Annotated in this window: 18 protein-coding genes and 2 pseudogenes; 11 read left to right on the top strand and 9 right to left on the bottom strand. The window is 70.0% G+C overall.

What is annotated here, in order from left to right; translation table 11 throughout:
• Nucleotide 1: 1 nt before the first annotated feature.
• A complete protein-coding gene (locus tag C6361_RS37360) occupies nucleotides 2–598 on the bottom strand; it encodes a hypothetical protein (RefSeq protein ID WP_159079636.1) in 597 nt (198 codons plus the stop codon).
• Complete coding sequence (locus tag C6361_RS39390; RefSeq protein ID WP_369931011.1) at nucleotides 595–1,386, bottom strand: RHS repeat-associated core domain-containing protein; 792 nt, start codon at nucleotides 1,384–1,386, stop codon at nucleotides 595–597. The genes C6361_RS37360 and C6361_RS39390 overlap by 4 nt, the downstream gene beginning before the upstream one ends.
• A 679-nt stretch (nucleotides 1,387–2,065) precedes the next feature.
• Between C6361_RS39390 and C6361_RS35560 the strand changes: the two genes are divergently transcribed.
• The 8 genes and pseudogenes from C6361_RS35560 to C6361_RS39385 form a co-directional block, all read left to right on the top strand.
• Nucleotides 2,066–2,620, top strand: a complete 555-nt coding sequence (locus C6361_RS35560; protein WP_107257857.1) for a Uma2 family endonuclease — start codon at nucleotides 2,066–2,068, stop codon at nucleotides 2,618–2,620.
• Between the two features lie 85 nt (nucleotides 2,621–2,705).
• Nucleotides 2,706–4,142: a TldD/PmbA family protein gene (locus tag C6361_RS35555; RefSeq protein WP_107271388.1), complete on the top strand. Its 1,437-nt coding sequence runs from the start codon at nucleotides 2,706–2,708 to the stop codon at nucleotides 4,140–4,142.
• A 31-nt stretch (nucleotides 4,143–4,173) separates the two neighbouring features.
• Nucleotides 4,174–5,562: a TldD/PmbA family protein gene (locus C6361_RS35550; RefSeq protein ID WP_369931009.1), complete on the top strand. Its 1,389-nt coding sequence runs from the start codon at nucleotides 4,174–4,176 to the stop codon at nucleotides 5,560–5,562.
• An 80-nt stretch (nucleotides 5,563–5,642) separates the two neighbouring features.
• Nucleotides 5,643–6,395: a hypothetical protein gene (locus C6361_RS35545; RefSeq protein WP_107270504.1), complete on the top strand. Its 753-nt coding sequence runs from the start codon at nucleotides 5,643–5,645 to the stop codon at nucleotides 6,393–6,395.
• Between the two features lie 292 nt (nucleotides 6,396–6,687).
• Nucleotides 6,688–7,509, top strand: a complete 822-nt coding sequence (locus C6361_RS35540) for a hypothetical protein (RefSeq protein WP_107270503.1) — start codon at nucleotides 6,688–6,690, stop codon at nucleotides 7,507–7,509.
• 12 nt (nucleotides 7,510–7,521) lie between these two features.
• A complete protein-coding gene (locus C6361_RS35535) occupies nucleotides 7,522–9,447 on the top strand; it encodes a fumarate reductase/succinate dehydrogenase flavoprotein subunit (RefSeq protein WP_107270502.1) in 1,926 nt (641 codons plus the stop codon).
• A pseudogene (locus tag C6361_RS35530) lies at nucleotides 9,447–10,235 on the top strand (succinate dehydrogenase/fumarate reductase iron-sulfur subunit); the annotation flags it as partial. The gene C6361_RS35535 and the pseudogene C6361_RS35530, both read left to right, overlap by 1 nt.
• A 57-nt stretch (nucleotides 10,236–10,292) precedes the next feature.
• A pseudogene (locus tag C6361_RS39385) lies at nucleotides 10,293–10,532 on the top strand (succinate dehydrogenase/fumarate reductase iron-sulfur subunit); the annotation flags it as partial.
• An 84-nt stretch (nucleotides 10,533–10,616) separates the two neighbouring features.
• On the opposite strand, the gene C6361_RS35525 reads toward C6361_RS39385, so the two are convergent.
• Nucleotides 10,617–11,003: a (deoxy)nucleoside triphosphate pyrophosphohydrolase gene (locus C6361_RS35525; protein ID WP_234359199.1), complete on the bottom strand. Its 387-nt coding sequence runs from the start codon at nucleotides 11,001–11,003 to the stop codon at nucleotides 10,617–10,619.
• 269 nt (nucleotides 11,004–11,272) lie between these two features.
• Here C6361_RS35525 and C6361_RS35520 point away from each other — a divergent pair, with 269 nt between their 5' ends.
• Together C6361_RS35520 and C6361_RS35515 are read left to right on the top strand one after the other, a co-directional pair.
• Nucleotides 11,273–11,584 carry a 4a-hydroxytetrahydrobiopterin dehydratase gene (locus C6361_RS35520; RefSeq protein ID WP_107257850.1) on the top strand — a complete coding sequence of 104 codons (312 nt, stop codon included), beginning with the start codon at nucleotides 11,273–11,275 and terminating at the stop codon, nucleotides 11,582–11,584.
• 56 nt (nucleotides 11,585–11,640) lie between these two features.
• Entirely contained in the window at nucleotides 11,641–12,003 is a 363-nt protein-coding gene (locus tag C6361_RS35515; protein ID WP_107257849.1) for a PH domain-containing protein, read from the top strand.
• 25 nt (nucleotides 12,004–12,028) lie between these two features.
• On the opposite strand, the gene C6361_RS35510 is transcribed toward C6361_RS35515, so the two are convergent.
• Nucleotides 12,029–12,370 (bottom strand): helix-turn-helix domain-containing protein, encoded by a 342-nt coding sequence (locus tag C6361_RS35510; RefSeq protein WP_234359704.1) that lies wholly within the window; start codon nucleotides 12,368–12,370, stop codon nucleotides 12,029–12,031.
• Between the two features lie 189 nt (nucleotides 12,371–12,559).
• On the opposite strand from C6361_RS35510, the gene C6361_RS35505 reads away from it, so the two are divergent.
• Nucleotides 12,560–13,435 carry an SDR family oxidoreductase gene (locus C6361_RS35505; protein ID WP_107270500.1) on the top strand — a complete coding sequence of 292 codons (876 nt, stop codon included), beginning with the start codon at nucleotides 12,560–12,562 and terminating at the stop codon, nucleotides 13,433–13,435.
• A 23-nt stretch (nucleotides 13,436–13,458) separates the two neighbouring features.
• Here C6361_RS35505 and C6361_RS35500 read toward each other — a convergent pair whose 3' ends face one another.
• The 5 genes from C6361_RS35500 to ychF form a co-directional block, all read right to left on the bottom strand.
• Nucleotides 13,459–14,154, bottom strand: a complete 696-nt coding sequence (locus tag C6361_RS35500) for an HAD family hydrolase (protein WP_369931006.1) — start codon at nucleotides 14,152–14,154, stop codon at nucleotides 13,459–13,461.
• 79 nt (nucleotides 14,155–14,233) lie between these two features.
• Nucleotides 14,234–14,536, bottom strand: a complete 303-nt coding sequence (locus C6361_RS35495; RefSeq protein WP_107257847.1) for a DUF1905 domain-containing protein — start codon at nucleotides 14,534–14,536, stop codon at nucleotides 14,234–14,236.
• A 132-nt stretch (nucleotides 14,537–14,668) separates the two neighbouring features.
• Nucleotides 14,669–15,064 (bottom strand): PIN domain-containing protein, encoded by a 396-nt coding sequence (locus tag C6361_RS35490; protein ID WP_107270499.1) that lies wholly within the window; start codon nucleotides 15,062–15,064, stop codon nucleotides 14,669–14,671.
• Nucleotides 15,061–15,300, bottom strand: a complete 240-nt coding sequence (locus tag C6361_RS35485; protein ID WP_107270498.1) for a hypothetical protein — start codon at nucleotides 15,298–15,300, stop codon at nucleotides 15,061–15,063. Before C6361_RS35485 ends, C6361_RS35490 begins: the two co-directional genes overlap by 4 nt.
• Nucleotides 15,301–15,383: 83 nt before the next feature.
• Complete coding sequence (gene ychF / locus C6361_RS35480; protein ID WP_107257846.1) at nucleotides 15,384–16,472, bottom strand: redox-regulated ATPase YchF; 1,089 nt, start codon at nucleotides 16,470–16,472, stop codon at nucleotides 15,384–15,386.
• Nucleotides 16,473–16,692 lie beyond the last annotated feature (220 nt).

Raw genomic sequence — 16,692 nt, 5'->3', positions numbered from 1 at the left:
GTCAGAAGGGCCTTCCGCCAATGTATTGAATGTTTCTTACCGCCGGATTTGCAATTAGAACCGGAAGCTCGATCCGGCCGAATACGCGATCCGGTCTAGCACCCCTAGCGAAGGCGTACGCGCGGCCGGAAGCACCACCCGCGAACCGCTGAGACATGATCTTCCATGGCTCATCCGCCATATCGCCTGGTAGGTACTTGTAGAGCCTCAAACCATTCATGATCCTACCGCCAATAGTGCGGTCGATGGTAGTCTTGCCGAGCGCCGCCGCATACAGGTTTGCCTTTTCACGATTTCCTGGGCCAGAGTAGAAGATTGCGCTATTTGGCTTAGTGCCGACGGGGACGGTCCTTGCAAGTCCGCGCGCCGCACCGGCAACCGCAGCCTGCGCCACCCCTTTGCCTGCGGCCACTGTCGGTGGCGCAGCGGCTTTGAGACCCGCTGCCAACGCACCTCCTGCACCGGCAGCGGCAGGGCCAATGAGTGCTCCGCCAGCGCCGAATGCTGCTCCGACGGCTCCTCCGAGGAGAGCTTCGCCGGCAATCTGCCAGCCGCTTTCGTCTTCGGCATCGAGCGCGTTGGTGGCGAGGGAGCTCACGGCACCGCCGACGAAGCCGCCGATGGCTGCGCAACCGACGGCGCCGACACCGAAGCTTCCTGCTGTGCAGGCCGCGCCGACGATGACACCGGCAGCAATGCCGGCAGCCACGCCGACCTTCCCGGCGTTACGACACCAGAAGCTGGCCTGACACTCGCGCTTCTTTCGTTCCGCAATCGCCTGGGCGCGTAGTTTCGCGGCGTACTCGTCAGAGGCGGCCGTGTTCTTTCGCTTGCTGTCGGGCCAGTTGCCCTTGTTGACCTCGGGGTTGGCCTTCGGAAGTCGTTGCTGCAGTTGTAGGTGCCGCCACCGCACTCCGGCCGAAGGCCGGTCGGGTCGGAGTGGGTGACCGGACTGTTGTGGCTGTACGCGTACGCGTTCCACTGCCGCGGGTCGGTCAGGTCCAGCGCCGGGTCCACCGAGATGAACCGCCCCAGGACCTTGTCGTACTGCCGGGCCCCGATGTTGACCAGGCCCGTCGGATCGATGTCACCGCCGACGAAGCCCTTACCGTTGACCCAGACCGGATTCTCGCCCCGGGCGTCGCCGTAGGGTGTCTGCCGACGAACACTGACCGCCTGGGTGCCGGCGTTGATGGCGGTCTGCTGGGTTCCCTGATGATCCGGATACAGCCAGGTCAGATCTGTGCTGCTGGAGGCACCCTTGCGGCTGGCGCAGATCGTGCCGGCGAAGCTGTAGTACCGGGTCCCGGTGTTCACCCCACCCTCACGGCGAACCTCCTGTCCCGGCAGATACAGCGTCGTCCCGGTCGCGTCACGGCGGATCAACCGCACACCGTCGGCGTCATAGATGTTGGTCTCGATCGTCTGCCCACCGGCCGCACAGTGGCGAGCTTGCCTCGGCGTCCCAGCCCAGGGTCTGACTGTTCGCGGCGGTGACACAGTCGTTCGCGGTGGTCCCCGCCGGCCGGCAGGTCGTGTTGCCCGCCTGGTCGTGGCCATACCTCGACACCACATCCGGCTGCCCTGGAGCGGCGGTGGTCATCGAGGTGACCGCATGCGGCCGCACCACACCCTGCCCACCGTTCGGCAGAGCGTGGGTACGGGTGGTGTCACCGCCGGTGGTGTGACTGGTCTCGGTCAGCCGGGAACCGGTCGAGTCGAACATCCAGTCGTGCCAGTACGGCGCCGGCCCGCCCAGGTCGGCAACCGTCGGACCGGCCTCGCAGCTCACCCCACTCTTCGGTGTCCAGGCGGTTGCGAGCCGGCCGAGGGCGTCCTCTTTACAGACATCGAAGATCAGCTGTAAGAGCCGTTACAACTGGTAGTCACAGAACAGAAGGAAACTCCACGTTCCGGCCCGGGCGCTGACGCTCCCGGATGCCGTCAGCCACACCTCCCCGTGCGCCGCACACCTGGATGACAGCGCTCGCGTCGGATCGCTGTGCCAGACTGGCGCCGTACCGGAGGCGAACTACCGAGTCACGACGACGGACCGGAGGTGGCCATGACCGCGGCGGTGTTCGAGCACGGCGGGCCGTGGACCGAAGCGGAATACCTCGCCCTCGGCGAGACCCGGGATCGCGTCGAACTCTTCGACGGGAGCCTCCACGTGACACCTGCCCCCACTCCTCGCCACCAGCACATCTCGCGTCGTCTCGGCAACGCTCTGGAGACAGGCGCGGAAACCGTTGGACTACACGTCCTGGAGGCCGTGAACGTGCGGCTGCAACCGGGCCGGATTCCGATCCCCGACCTGGTCGTCACCGGCGAGATCGACTTCGACGAGCTGGTCGTCGACGGTACGGCGGTCCGGCTGGTCTGCGAGATCAGCTCGCCGAGCAACGCCGCCACCGACAAGGTGCTCAAGATGCACTACTACGCCGCCGCCCGGATCCCGTGGTATCTGCTGGTCGAGCAGGAGACCGGGACGCTGCGGCTGCACCGCCTGGACGGCTCCCACTATGTGGAGCATGCGGTGGCCAAGGCCGGCGAATCCCTGCGGCTCACCGAGCCGGTGGCGGCGGAAATCCGACCGGACGACCTGCTACCCCCGCGCTGAACCCGTCTCCTCGCATAAGGTCATCCATGATCGGGTTCGGCTGCGGCCGGATCAGGCGAACAGGCGAACCAGCGAGGAGATGCCGATGGCCGAGTTCGACGTGGCGACGGCGGCGGTACAGGCCGCCCTCGACGCCGGGGCCCGGTACGCCGACGCGCGGGTGATGCACCGCCGGTACGAGTCGATGTCCGCCCGCAACGGCGAGATCGAGTCCGTCACCCAGGACGAGAGCGCCGGGATCGGGGTACGCGCACTCGTCGGCTCGGGATGGGGCTTCTACGCCGTACCCGAGCTGGCGGAGTCGGCGGCCCGGGCGGCGGGTGAGCGGGCCGCGCGGATCGCCGCCGCGAGTGGCCGGGTCGCCGGTCCCGGCGGCGGCCTGCTGCCGGCGCCGGCCAGCACCGGGTCGTGGAGTTCGCCGTGCGCCGTCGACCCGCTCTCGGTGCCGCTCTCCGACAAGGGCGACCTGCTGGTCCGGGCCACCGGGACGTCCCGGGAACACGGCGCCGACCTGGCCGAGGGGCTCTACCAGATCTGGGACACCCGCAAGTGGTTCGTCTCCAGCGAGGGGCACCGGATCGACCAGCACATCCGGGAGTCCGGGGCGGGGATCTCGGCGACGGTGCTCGGCGACGGCGAGACGCAGCGCCGCTCCTACCCGAGCTATCGGGGCCAGTACGGCACCCAGGGCTGGGAGCTGGTCGACTCGCTCGACCTGACCGCGCACGCCGCCCGGATCGCCGAGGAGGCCCGGGAGCTGGTGACCGCACCGCTCTGCCCGGCCGGTGAGACCACCCTGATCCTCGGCAGCGAGCAGATGGCGTTGCAGATCCACGAGTCGGTCGGGCACGCCATCGAACTCGACCGGATCCTCGGCTGGGAGGCCGCCTTCGCCGGCACCTCCTGGCTGGACCTCGACCAGCTCGGGGCGCTCCGCTACGGCTCCGAGCTGATGAACGTCACCATCGACCCGACCATCCCCGGCGCGCTCGGCAGCTTCGGCTTCGACGACGAGGGGACCCCGGCGGCCAAGCGGGACGCGGTCCGGGAGGGTCGCTGGGTCGGTACGCTCGCCGGCCGGGACTCGGCGGCGGTCGCCGGCCTGGACTACGCGGGCAGCGTCCGCTCCGACGGCTGGGCCCGGCTGCCGATGGTCCGGATGACGAACGTCGGGCTGGAGCCCGGTCCGCACACCCTCGACGAGATCATCGCGGCCACCGACGACGGTGTGCTGATGGACCTGAACCGCTCCTGGTCGATCGACGACAAGCGGCTGAACTTCCAGTTCGGCTGCGAGATCGGCTGGGAGGTCAAGAACGGCCGGCGGGGCCGGATGCTGCGCAATCCGACGTACACCGGTATCGGGCCGCAGTTCTGGCGCTCGATGGACATGCTCTCCTCGGAGACCGTCGCCTGGGGCACGCCGAACTGTGGCAAGGGCCAGCCGGGGCAGATCGGCCACACCGGCCACCCGGCCGCGCCGGCCCGGTTCCGCAACGTCCGGGTCGGAGTCCGCGGGTGACTGTTGAGTGTGAGCGGTTATGGAGGCAGCGATGACATCCCCACTCGACCTCGCCGGCCGGGTCGTCGAACTGGTCCGGCAGGTCGCCGGGCCGGGTGCCGAGGCGGAGGTCGGCACCGAGCGGGCCGAGCTGGCGCTGACCCGGTTCGCGAACTCCTTCATCCACCAGAACCTGGCCGACGTCGCCACGACGGTACGGCTGCGGCTGCACCTCGACGGGCGTACCGCGACCGGATCGTCCACCGTGGTCAGCGCCGAGGGGGTGCGTGACCTGGTCGAGCGTACGGTCGCGGCGGTCCGGCACTGTCCGCCGGACCCGGGCTGGCCGGGGCTGACCCCACCGACCGCCGTGGACGACGACGGCAACTGGGACGAGGCCACCGCGGCGGCCGGGCCGGAAGAGCGGGCCGAGCGGGTACGCGAGTTCGTCGAGGCGGTCGGTGGACTGGAGGCGGCCGGCTACTGCCGTACCGGTCGGCGGGAGGGGGCGTTCGCCAACACGGCCGGGCACGCGGTGACCGGCCGGAGCACCGAGGCGGCGATGGACGGGATCGCCCGGTGCGGCGGTGCGGACGGGGTGGCCCGGCTGGGCTCGTTCCGCCTCGCCGACCTGCACGGCGGGGTGCTCGGTGCGCGGGCGTCGGTGAAGGCGCGGGCCGGGGTCGCCCCGGTAGAACTTCCACCCGGGCGGTACGAGGTGGTGCTGGAGCCGACCGCCGTCGCCGACCTGTTGCAGAACCTCGCGACGTACGGCTTCAACGGCAAGGCGTACAACGAGCAGCGCTCGTTCGCGGTGCCGGGCGAGGAGCAGTTCGACCGCTCGGTGACGCTGCTGGACTATCCGCTGGCCGGCCCGGCACTGCCGTTCGACGCCGAGGGCACCCGCCGGACCCCGATGGCGCTGGTCGAGCACGGTGTCACCCGGACGGTCACGCACGACCGGAGGACCGCCGCCGAGGCCGGTACCGCCTCTACCGGGCACGCGGTGCCGGGCGGCGCGTCGTTCGGGGCGGTACCGCTGCACCTCGGGCTCGCGCCGGCCGCCTCGCCGAACGGGGTGACCCGGCCGGGCGAGGTCTCCGGACCGGTGGTCGACGCGGACACCGCCGCGCTGGTCGGCCAGGTACGGCGTGGGCTGCTGGTCACCGACCTCTGGTACACCCGGGTTCTCGACCCGAGGAGTCTGGTCGTCACCGGACTGACCCGCAACGGCGTGTGGCTGATCGAGGACGGTGAGGTGGCCGCCGCCGTACAGAACTTCCGGTTCACCCAGTCCTATCCGCAGGCGCTCGCCCCCGGCGCCGTACTCGGAATCGGCCGGCATCCGGCGTTGCAGTCGCAGACCTTCAGCAGCGCCTGGTGGTCGGCGCCGCCGGTCCGACTGGCCTCGTGGAACTTCACCGGCGGCGCCTCCGGCTGACCGGCGCCCGGAGGGCGGGGACGTGCCCGTCGGCCGGCGCGGGGATGCCCGGATCGCGTCGCGGTGCTTGACTGTGTGGCGTGACGGACGACGCGACCACCCCCGCCGCCGACGACGCGGGCCCCGGCTCCCGCTACGGGCCTGGCGACCCGGACCGGACCGGGTCGGTGAGCAGTGCCGGGCGAACCGAGCGGCCGGCCGGGCCGGCGGGCGGGGCCGGCGACGTACCGCCGGGTGAGCCGGCCGGCACCGACGGGTCGGCCGGGCAGCCACGTGAGCCCGACCCGGCCGCCCGACGACGCCGCCGGCTGACCATCGCGGCGATCGCCGGTGCGGCGGTCGTGGTGTTGCTGGTCTGCGGCTGCCTCGGCGCGTTCGCGGCCGGGCTGGGCCGGTTCGCCCGGGAGTCCGACCGCGAGCGGACGGTGCAGGCCCGGGGCGAGAGCGCCTGCCGCGAGTTGGAGAAGCGGCTCAACCGGTTGATCCCGCCCGGTGCGACCGGAGGCCCGGGGGAACGGGCCGCGGCGATCCGGGACGAGAACGCCGCCGTACGGCCGTTCCTCTCCGAGATCGAGCGGCTACGCGGCTGGTGGGGTGGGCGTGACGACGACCCGGACGACGGCGAGCGGGACGGTCGCGGCGAGTCCTGGCAGCGGCTGGTCGACGCCCGGGCCAGCTACGCGGACGCGCTCGACCGGCAGGTGACCAACGGTGAGCCGGCGTTCTTCATCGCGCCGCGCGATCCGGCGGGCCGACCGGTGCTGGACCGGTTGCAGCACGGGCCCGAGGAGTGTGCGGCCGCCGCCCGCAGACTCGCCGCGCCGGACCTGTGAACCTTCGCGTTCCGCTGGCGGTACGTCGACGCCGGTGACCGGCCGCCGGGGTCGACGGCGGTCGCACCGAGTGAAGTTCTGCACAACCGCGCCCGGATCCGGGAGCGGGACTTTCGTAATCGGCAGGAAACCCGCGAGACTCCCTTGCGCATGTGCCTGTCAACGTGCGGCGTAACGTGTGCACCGACGCGGACGCAGGTAGCGCGGCTGCGGGTTTTCCCCTGCCCCGCGCGCCCCGCCGGAACACCATCCGTGCCCGTCATAGCGACCGGGCCCCGTCAGGGAGACATAGATGACTACGAGGACGGCCCCACCTCCGGCCGGACTGCCGGGGAGCGTGCGCCAGCGCGCGGCCATCACGGCAAAAACCCTGCGTACCGACCGCTGGTGGTTCGCTCCACTGATCACGGTGATCGGGCTCGGCGCCTGGGTCACGTACGCGACGGTGCGGGTATTCATGCACGACTTCTACTGGGTGGCGGACTACCACTACCTGACCCCGTTCTACTCGCCGTGCGTGACCGAGGCCTGCATCCCCGAGGCGGCGCACTTCGGGCGGGTGCTGCCCGGCTGGTGGATCATCCCGGACGCCGCGCTGACCCTGCCGTTCCTGCTGCTGTTCCGGCTCACCTGCTACTACTACCGCAAGGCGTACTACCGGTCGTTCTGGCTCTCGCCGCCGGCCTGCGCGGTCCCGGACGGGCACAAGACCTACACCGGTGAGACCCGCTTCCCGCTGCTCGGGCAGAACCTGCACCGCTACACCTTCTACGCCGCCGTGATCATCTCGTTGATCAACACCTGGGACGCGATCCTCGCCTTCCGCAGCCCCGAGGGCTTCGGCTTCGGCCTGGGCAACCTGATCCTGCTCGGCAACGTGGTGATGCTCTGGGCGTACACGATCTCCTGCCACTCCTGCCGGCACATCACCGGAGGGCGGTTGAAGCACTTCTCCAAGCACCCGGTCCGGTACCGCGCCTGGACGTTCGTCTCCAAGCTCAACGTCCGGCACATGCAGCTCGCCTGGATCACCCTGGGCACCCTGGCGCTGACCGACTTCTACGTCATGGCGCTCTCCGCGAACTGGTTCGACGACCTGCGGTTCATCAACTAAAGGGCCTCTGACATGACTACCCGAATCGAACGACACCACTACGACGTCGTCGTCATCGGTGCCGGTGGCGCCGGCCTCCGCGCGGCGATCGAGGCCCGGCTCGCCGGGAAGCGGACGGCGATCATCTCGAAGTCGCTGTTCGGCAAGGCCCACACGGTGATGGCCGAGGGCGGCGCCGCCGCCGCGATGGGGAACGTGAACAGCCGGGACAACTGGCAGGTGCACTTCCGGGACACCATGCGGGGCGGCAAGTTCCTGAACAACTTCCGGATGGCCGAGCTGCACGCGAAGGAGTCGCCGCAGCGGATCTGGGAGCTGGAGACGTACGGTGCGCTCTTCGACCGCACCAAGGACGGGAAGATCTCGCAGCGCAACTTCGGCGGCCACGAGTACCCGCGCCTCGCGCACGTCGGCGACCGGACCGGGCTGGAGCTGATCCGCACCCTGCAACAGAAGATCGTCTCGTTGCAGCAGGAGGACAAGAAGACGCACGGCGACTACGACGCCCGGATCAAGGTCTTCGCCGAGACCACCATCACCGAGCTGATGCTCGACGGGGACAAGATCGCCGGCGCCTTCGGCTACTACCGGGAGTCCGGAGAGTTCGTCCTCTTCGAGGCCCCGGCCGTGGTGCTGGCCACCGGCGGCGTCGGCCGCTCCTACAAGGTCACCTCGAACTCCTGGGAGTACACCGGTGACGGGCACGCGCTGGCACTGCGGGCCGGCGCCACGCTGATCAACATGGAGTTCCTCCAGTTCCACCCGACCGGCATGGTCTGGCCGCCCTCGGTGAAGGGCATCCTGGTCACCGAGTCGGTTCGGGGCGACGGCGGGGTGCTGAAGAACTCCGAGGGCAAGCGGTTCATGTTCAACTACGTCCCCGACGTCTTCCGCAAGCAGTACGCGGAGACCGAGGAGGAGGCGGACCGCTGGTACACCGACCCGGACAACAACCGGCGCCCGCCGGAGCTGCTGCCCCGGGACGAGGTGGCGCGGGCGATCAACGCCGAGGTCAAGGCCGGTCGGGGTACCCCGGCCGGCGGCGTCTACCTGGACATCGCCAGCCGGCTGCCGGCCGAGGAGGTACGCCGCCGGCTGCCCTCGATGTACCACCAGTTCAAGGAGCTGGCCGACGTCGACATCACCGCCGAGCCGATGGAGGTCGGCCCGACCTGCCACTACGTGATGGGCGGCGTCGAGGTCGACCCGGACAGCGGTGCGGCGCACGGGCACGTGCAGGGGCTCTTCGCCGCCGGTGAGGTCTCCGGCGGCATGCACGGCTCCAACCGGCTCGGCGGCAACTCCCTGTCGGACCTGCTGGTCTTCGGCAAGCGGGCCGGCGAGCACGCCTCGGCGTACGCCGGGCGGCTGCCCGCCCGCCCCAAGGTGGCGGCGTCGGACGTCGAGGCCGCGGTGGACCGGGCGTTGGCCCCGCTGGAGCGCGAGGGCGGGGAGAACCCGTACACGTTGCAGCAGGACCTCCAGGCGGTGATGGGCGACCTGGTCGGCATCATCCGGCGCAAGGGTGAGCTGGAGGAGTCGCTGGTCAGGCTGGCCGACCTGCGCGACCGGGTGACCCGGGTGGCGGTGGCCGGCGGGCGACGCTACAACCCGGGCTGGCACCTGGCGCTCGACCTGCGCAACATGCTGGTCGTCTCGGAGTGCACCGCCCGGGCGGCGCTGGAGCGCGAGGAGTCCCGGGGTGGGCACACCCGGGAGGACTTCCCGACCATGGCGCCGCAGTGGCGCACGGTCAACCTGGTCTGCTCGCTCGACGGCGACAAGGTACGCCTGGAGCAGAAGCCGCTGCCGAAGATGCGGGCCGAGCTGATCCAGCTCTTCGACCGCGCCGAGCTGGCCAAGTACCTGACCGAAGACGAACTGGCGGACTTCGACGCCCTCACCGCAGAGGCGCACGCTGAGGAGGCGGCCAAGTAATGGCGACACAGAACGCGCCGGGCGGCGCCGGCAAGGCCGGTTCCACCCGCAACTTCAAGGTCTGGCGCGGCGACGAGTCGGGCGGCGAGCTGACCGACTACCAGGTGCAGGTGAACGAGGGCGAGGTGGTCCTCGACGTCATCCACCGGTTGCAGGCGACCGAGGCGCCGGACCTGGCCTGCCGGTGGAACTGCAAGGCGGGCAAGTGCGGCTCCTGCTCGATGGAGATCAACGGCATGCCCCGGCTGGGCTGCATGACCCGGATGTCGACGTTCGAGGAGAACGAGACGGTCACCATCACCCCGCTGCGGACCTTCCCGGTCATCCGGGACCTGGTCACCGACGTCTCGTACAACTACGAGAAGGCCCGGGAGACCCCGGCGTTCGCGCCCCCGGCCGACCTGGAGCCGGGTGACTACCGGATGCAGCAGGTCGACGTCGAGCGGTCGCAGGAGTTCCGCAAGTGCATCGAGTGCTTCCTGTGCCAGAACACCTGCCACGTGGTCCGGGACCACGAGGAGAACAAGGTCGCCTTCTCCGGGCCGCGCTACTTCATCCGCGCCGCCGAGCTGGACATGCACCCGCTGGACGCGAAGTCGGACCGCAAGGAGTACGCCCAGGCGTCGCAGGGGCTCGGCTATTGCAACATCACCAAGTGCTGCACCGAGGTCTGCCCCGAGCACATCAAGATCACTGACAACGCGATCATCCCAATGAAGGAACGCGTCGTCGACCGACGGTACGATCCTGTTGTGTGGCTCGGTAGCAAGATCTTCCGCCGTGGCAAGCAGGACGAGGCCGCGCAGGCCCAACCCCCGCGCGACCCGGACCAGCTCGGCACGGCGCACGCGCACGGCGGCGGGTCGCACGACCCCGACACCAGCGCGGAGCGCGGCGTGCACTGGGGCCGGCAGGTCCCGCACCCGACCGCTCCGCCGCTGGACTCCCGGGGCCGGCTGGCGATCAGCGAGTTCACCTTCGACAAGGCGGCCGCGCCCTCGCCCTTCGGCGACGACGTGACCTTCCCGCTGCCGGCCGAGGGGCTCAACTACAGCCACCCGGACCAGCCGCCGGCAAAGGACTGACCCGTTCCGGGTCGTGGGCAGGGGCCGCCACCCGGCGGTCCCCGGCCCACGGCCCGGAGGTCGATCAGCCCCGGTCCGGCCTCGTCAGGGGGCGGCGGCCAGCAGCGGGCGCAGCGCCGCCACGATCGGTACGTCCGCCGGCAGCCACGGCACGCTGTCCAGCTCCTCCGGGCGCAGCCAGCGGAGTTCGGAGTGCTCCAGCGGCTGCGGCTGGTCCCCGTCGACGAGTTCGGCCAGATAGACCCGGAGCACCGAACGGCCGTGGCCCATCCGGACGTCCCGGCCGACCCGGTCACCGATCTCGACGCGTACGCCCAGCTCCTCGGCACACTCCCGGATCAATGCGGCGACCTCGGACTCGCCCGGCTCGACCTTCCCACCCGGAAACTCCCAGCGGCCGGCGACCTCCGGCGGGTGAGATCGCGCACAGGCCAGTACCCGGCCGGCGACCACGATGGCGGCGCCCACCACGACCTTCGGCTCCCGGCGCCCACGCCCGGAATGCCCCTCGGTATGCCCATCACGGTCGTTACCGTTCGCCCAATCGGTCCGCACGGGCGTCCAGCGTGCCAGATCAATCGGGAATTCGGGTAGCTGCGCCGGGACCACCGGTCAACAGAAGACGGAAGGGTGGACGTGGACACACCAGCCGGCCAGCGACAGACTAGGGAGCACCGACCGAGACACGGGATGGCGACGATTTGGCCACAAGCCGGCAACGACGCCTGGGAGGTTTGGCGATGCGTGCTCTGTGGGGTGGCCGGATGGACCGTGACTACCTGAGCGACGCACTCACCCTACTGGGCGGCTGGACCCGCGAGGGACAGCAGATCAAAAGGACCCTCATCCTCGACGACACCCAGCACGCGGCCCTCACCGAGCGGATAAAGATCATCGCGGACGCGTTGCATCTCCGTCCGGAGATCCGCCGGCTGGACGGACACACCCAGATCAGGATCGGCCCCCGCGACGACGGCGAGATCACCGAGGGTGAGGTCACGCTTGCCGCCCGGGTCGAGGACGTCTACCGCGCGGTGACCGCTCCGCACTGACCGGGCCCGGCCGGCGGGGCGGCGCCCGGGTGGCACGCCCCTCCTACCCTCGGATCATGGCCAACGTCAGCTATGACCGTCGGGAGCAGCTCAAGCAGATCGAGAGCGGCCTCCTCGACGGCGAACGGGTCATTGCCGTCTACGACGCCATCGGCGCGGGCACCGGGTTCATCGGGCTGACCGACCGGCGCGTGATCATCCAGGACAAGTCGTTCGTCGGCAAGAAGTTCGCGATCACCAGCATCCCGTACTCGAAGATCACCAGCGTGAGCGTGGTCAGCAACAAGTCCTGGGGCGGGTCGTTCTTCTCCACCGGCGCCATCGCGATCCACGTCGGCACCCACACCTACGAGGTGGAGTTCCGTGGCGACCAGAAGAGCCACCACGTGCACAACGTGATCCTGCACTACATCTCCTGAGCGGCGACCGCGCCGACGCCGGAGTTCAGGACTCCCGCGTCGCGTCGTACGCCTTCCGGGCCGTGAGCACGTCGTCGAGCCGGCCCTCGACCCAGCGCGCCAGCGCCGACACCTGCTCCGCGACCTCCCGGCCGGCCGGGGTCAGCGAGTAGTCCACCCGGGGCGGGATCACCGGCCGGGCCGCGCGGTGCACGAAGCCGTCCCGCTCCAGGGTCTGCAGGGTCTGGGCCAGCATCTTCTCGCTCACCCCGCCGACCTGGCGGCGCAGCTCGCTGAACCGGTACGACCGGTGCAGCAGCGCGGCCAGCACCAGCACGCCCCAGCGGCTGGTGACATGTTCGAGCACGCCCCGGGACGGGCAGTCCACCCGGTTGACGTCGGCTCGCCTGCCGGCCGGACCGGACGGGACCGGCCCGGCGGGAATCGACTCCGCACTTACGCTCACGTCAGTACCTTACTCAGAAGTGGGTACTGTCACCAGGGCATATACCGGCTCTAGGGTGAGCCTCGGAGCTACCGACCACACCCGTCGACACCGATCGGAAGAAGCACTCGGATGAGCATCGTGATCACCGGCGCGACCGGCCAGCTCGGCCGCCTGGTCATCGCCGACCTGCTCGCGGCCGGCATACCGGCGGACGGGATCACCGCCGTCGCCCGGAGCAGGGAGCGGGCGGCCGACCTGGTGGCCCGGGGCGTCGGACTGCACATCGCCGACTACGACGAGCCGGAAACCTTCACCCGGGCGTTCCGGCCCGAGGACCGGGTGCTGCTGATCTCCGGCAGCGAGGTCGGCAGGCGCACCGCACAGCACGCCGCGGTGATCGAGGCGGCCCGGGTCACCGGCGTCGCCCAGTTGGCCTACACCGGCGTGTTCGGCGGCCCACGGGCCGACTTCCAGCTCGCCACCGAGCACCGGGAGACCGAACAGTTGATCCTCGACTCGGGTCTGCCGTACACGTTCCTGCGGAACAACTGGTATTCCGAGGTGTACGCCGTCAACGAGCTGTCGGGGATCCTGAGCCGGGGAGCCATCGTCACCAACGTCACCCCGGGCAGCCGGATCGCCACCGCCACCCGGGCGGACTACGCCGCCGCCGCAGCCGTGGTACTCCGCGAGGACGGGCACCTGGGCCGGGCGTACGAGCTGAGTGGCGACACCACGTGGAGCTTCGAGGAGTTCGCCGAGGAGGTCTCCCGGCAGGCCGGCCGGACCGTCGTACACACCTCGCTGCCCGGGGCGGAGCGGGCGGCGCTGCTGACCAGCGCGGGCGTCCCCGGCCCGTTGGCCGAGGTACTGGTCGACGTGGACGAGGCGATCAGCCGAGGTCTGCTCGCCGGCACCCCCGGCGACCTCTCCCGGCTCACCGGCCGACCGACCACCCCGATCGCGGACACCATCGCGGCGGGCCTGGCCGGGCAACCCGGCTGAGAAGGCGGTTCCCCCGCGGCGAGTCAGCCGGCTGCGGCGTTGTGCTTCGCGACCAGGCTCGGGAGTTCGTCCAGCGAATCGATCCGGAACAGGCACTGCTCGGAGCCGGCCGGGTCGTCGAGGATGTGACCCCACGGACCGCGCCGGATCAGACAGGTCCGCATCCCGGCCGCCCCGGCCGGGCGTGCGTCGTTGTCGGGCCGATCACCGACGTAGAGGATCGACGACGGGTCACCACCGCCTTCCCGGACGACCCGCTCGAAGAAGGCTGGTGACGGTTTCGCCACGCCCCAGCCGCCCGAGGTGCCGATCATGTCCACCGGGAGGTCGAGAGCGCGGAGAGCCGTCTCTGCCCAGGCCGGCTGGTTGCCGGCCAGGCCCACGAACAGGCCCTGATCCTTCAGGGAGGTCAGGCACTGCCGCGCGTCGGGGTAGAGATCCTCTTCGCCGAACGACTCCGGCATGCCGGCCGCCGCCCGGCGCTCGATCTCGACCGCGAGGTCGAACCCGGGTCGGAAGACCCGGAACGTCTCCTGATAGTCCAGACCCCGGGCGATCACCGCGCCGAAGACCGCCGAGAACGTGTGCCGTGGAACGCCCAACCAGTCCGCCCAGGTCTCGAACTCGCGGGACTCGTCGAGAATCGTTCCGCCGACATCGAAAACGATCGCGTCGATCACGTGGGTTCCTCCGTCACGGTCGCGGTGCGAGTGGATCATAGACGCGATCGTCGGAACTGCTCATGATCACGACAGCCGCCGGCACTCCGAGGTTGGGCCTGCACCCGACACGACTCCGTCACCGCCGGACGTCACGTCCCCGGGCCGGACGCAACACCACCGCCACGACGTCACCCTCGCCGATGCCTTCGGCCTTCCGGACCGCGTCCTTGAGCGGTACCAGATAACGGCCGCCCCGGGGAAAGAGAGCTGTCCTGAACTCCGTACCGCCGATGACGACGTGCACCGGAACCTGACCCCAGTAGATCAGCGATCGCGCCGCTTCCTTGAGCTCGGCGCTGTCGGCCGGGGACATGGCGACGAAGAAGTACGGCGCCGGTCCGCGCCACTCGATGACCTCGCCGTCGAACACCCATTCCACGGCGATCCATTGAACCAGCCCGCCGCACCCGGAGCGGGCGACGGTGCGTCGAATCAGACGTTGAACCTGAACTCGACCACATCCCGTCGCGGACCAGCGAATCGGACAGCCTCTGCCACAACGGAAAACCGCTTACAGCCCGATGGCCCGCACCCGCTGCCCACATAGCTTGACCATGTCGTCAACATCGGAGGTCAGGACCACCACCGGCGCAGGTAGCCGTAGCGCCACCTCGGCGACCATGGCATCGATGGCGTACTTGTGCCCGTGGAGGCCCGCCGCCTGCAACAGCCCCGCGCTGCGACGGGCACTCTCCTTCGTCACCGGCTCCACCCGGATCCGGGAGAGCAACCAGTTCATCCGCGCAAGGTCAACGCCAGAGTGGGAAACCTCGATGATCGTGGCGGCCGACATGGCTAGATCGGCCCCGTCACGCTCGGCTTGCTCGAGCAATCGCATCACCTTGCGATCGCGGTCGATCCACCCGGCGAAACCTTGCGAGTCAAGCACCAGCGACTCAAGGGTCACGCCGCGCGCTCCGACTCCTCGGGTCCGTGCAGGAGGGCTCTGGCCTCAGCCATCTCGGCGTCGGTGAACGCCCCGAACTCCCCCTGATAGCGGTCCAGTTCCTCCCGCAGGAGCCTGCGTCGCTCGGCCCGCTCGGCCAACTCGGCGAGGTAGCCGGAGACGTTGTCGGTGTGCGTCTTCATGCTCTCCAGCAGTTCCACCGGCAGCGTGATCGTAACCTTCTTCGTCCTGGCCATGGACCGACCATACCATGGTATTACCGCCATGAGGTGCGGTTCCGTCGAGCGCAGACTCCAGGCGACAGACGGTTGAACCGAGCTCAGACGTTGAACCGGAACTCGACCACGTCGCCGTCCTGCATGACGTAGTCCTTGCCCTCGATCCGGACCCGGCCGGCAGCCTTGGCCGCCGCCATCGAGCCGGCGGCGACCAGGTCGTCGTACGAGACGACCTCGGCCTTGATGAAGCCGCGCTGGAAGTCGGAGTGGATCACACCGGCCGCCTCCGGCGCGGTCGCCCCGATCGGGATCGTCCAGGCCCGGGCCTCCTTCGGCCCGGCGGTCAGGTACGTCTGCAAACCGAGCGTACGGAAGCCGACCCGGATGAGCTGGTCGAGACCGGGCTCGGACTGCCCGATCGACTCCAGCAACTCCCGCGCCTCGTCCGGGGGCAGGTCGGTCAGCTCCGACTCGACCTTGGCGTCCATGAAGATCGCCTCGGCCGGGGCGACCAGCAGCCGCAGCTCGTCGAGCAGGTCGGCGTTGTTCAGCTCCGCCTCGTCGACGTTGAAGACGTACAGGAAGGGTTTGGTGGTCAGCAGGTGCAGCTCGCGCAGCTCGGAGACCTCGATCCCGGCGTTGGCCGCGCCCGCGTAGAGGGTGACCCCGGTGTCGAGCAGCTCGGCCGCCTTCTTCGCGGCGGTGACGGCGGCGGCCCGGTCCTTGCGGACCTTCGCCTCCTTCTCCAGCCGGGGCAGTGCCTTCTCGATCGTCTGGAGGTCGGCCAGGATCAGCTCGGTGTTGATCGTCTCGATGTCGTCGCCGGGCGAGACCTTGCCGTCGACGTGTACGACGTTCGGGTCGGAGAAGACCCGGACGACCTGGCAGATCGCGGCGGCGTCCCGGATGTTCGCCAGGAACGCGTTCCCGCGGCCCTGCCCCTTCGACGCGCCCCGGACCAGGCCGGCGATGTCGACGAAGGAGACCGGCGCGGGGATGATCTTCTGCGAGCCGTGGATCTCGGCGAGCTTGTCCAGCCGCTCGTCCGGCAGGCCGACCACCCCGACGTTCGGCTCGATCGTGGCGAACGGGTAGTTCGCCGCGAGTACGTCGTTCTTGGTCAGCGCGTTGAAGAGCGTGCTCTTGCCGACGTTGGGCAGGCCGACGATGCCGATGGTCAGTGAAGTCATGCGAACGCGACTGCCTCTCTCGTAACCTTCCGCGCGACCCGGTGCGGTCCACCGGCCCGGCCCGGGATGAAGTCTACGGACGCCGCCGGACCGGCACCGCGACGGGCGAGACCGGCGGCCGCACCGCTGGCGCGGCCGGCACGGCGGCGGGGTCAGCGCGGCGGCGTGGCGGGGTGGCGGCGTGGCGGCGGGGCCGGCGCGGCGGCGTGGCGGCGTGGCC

This window comes from Plantactinospora sp. BC1 (assembly GCF_003030345.1).
GTDB lineage: Bacteria > Actinomycetota > Actinomycetes > Mycobacteriales > Micromonosporaceae > Plantactinospora.
This window is presented reverse-complemented; position numbering and strand designations above follow the sequence as displayed.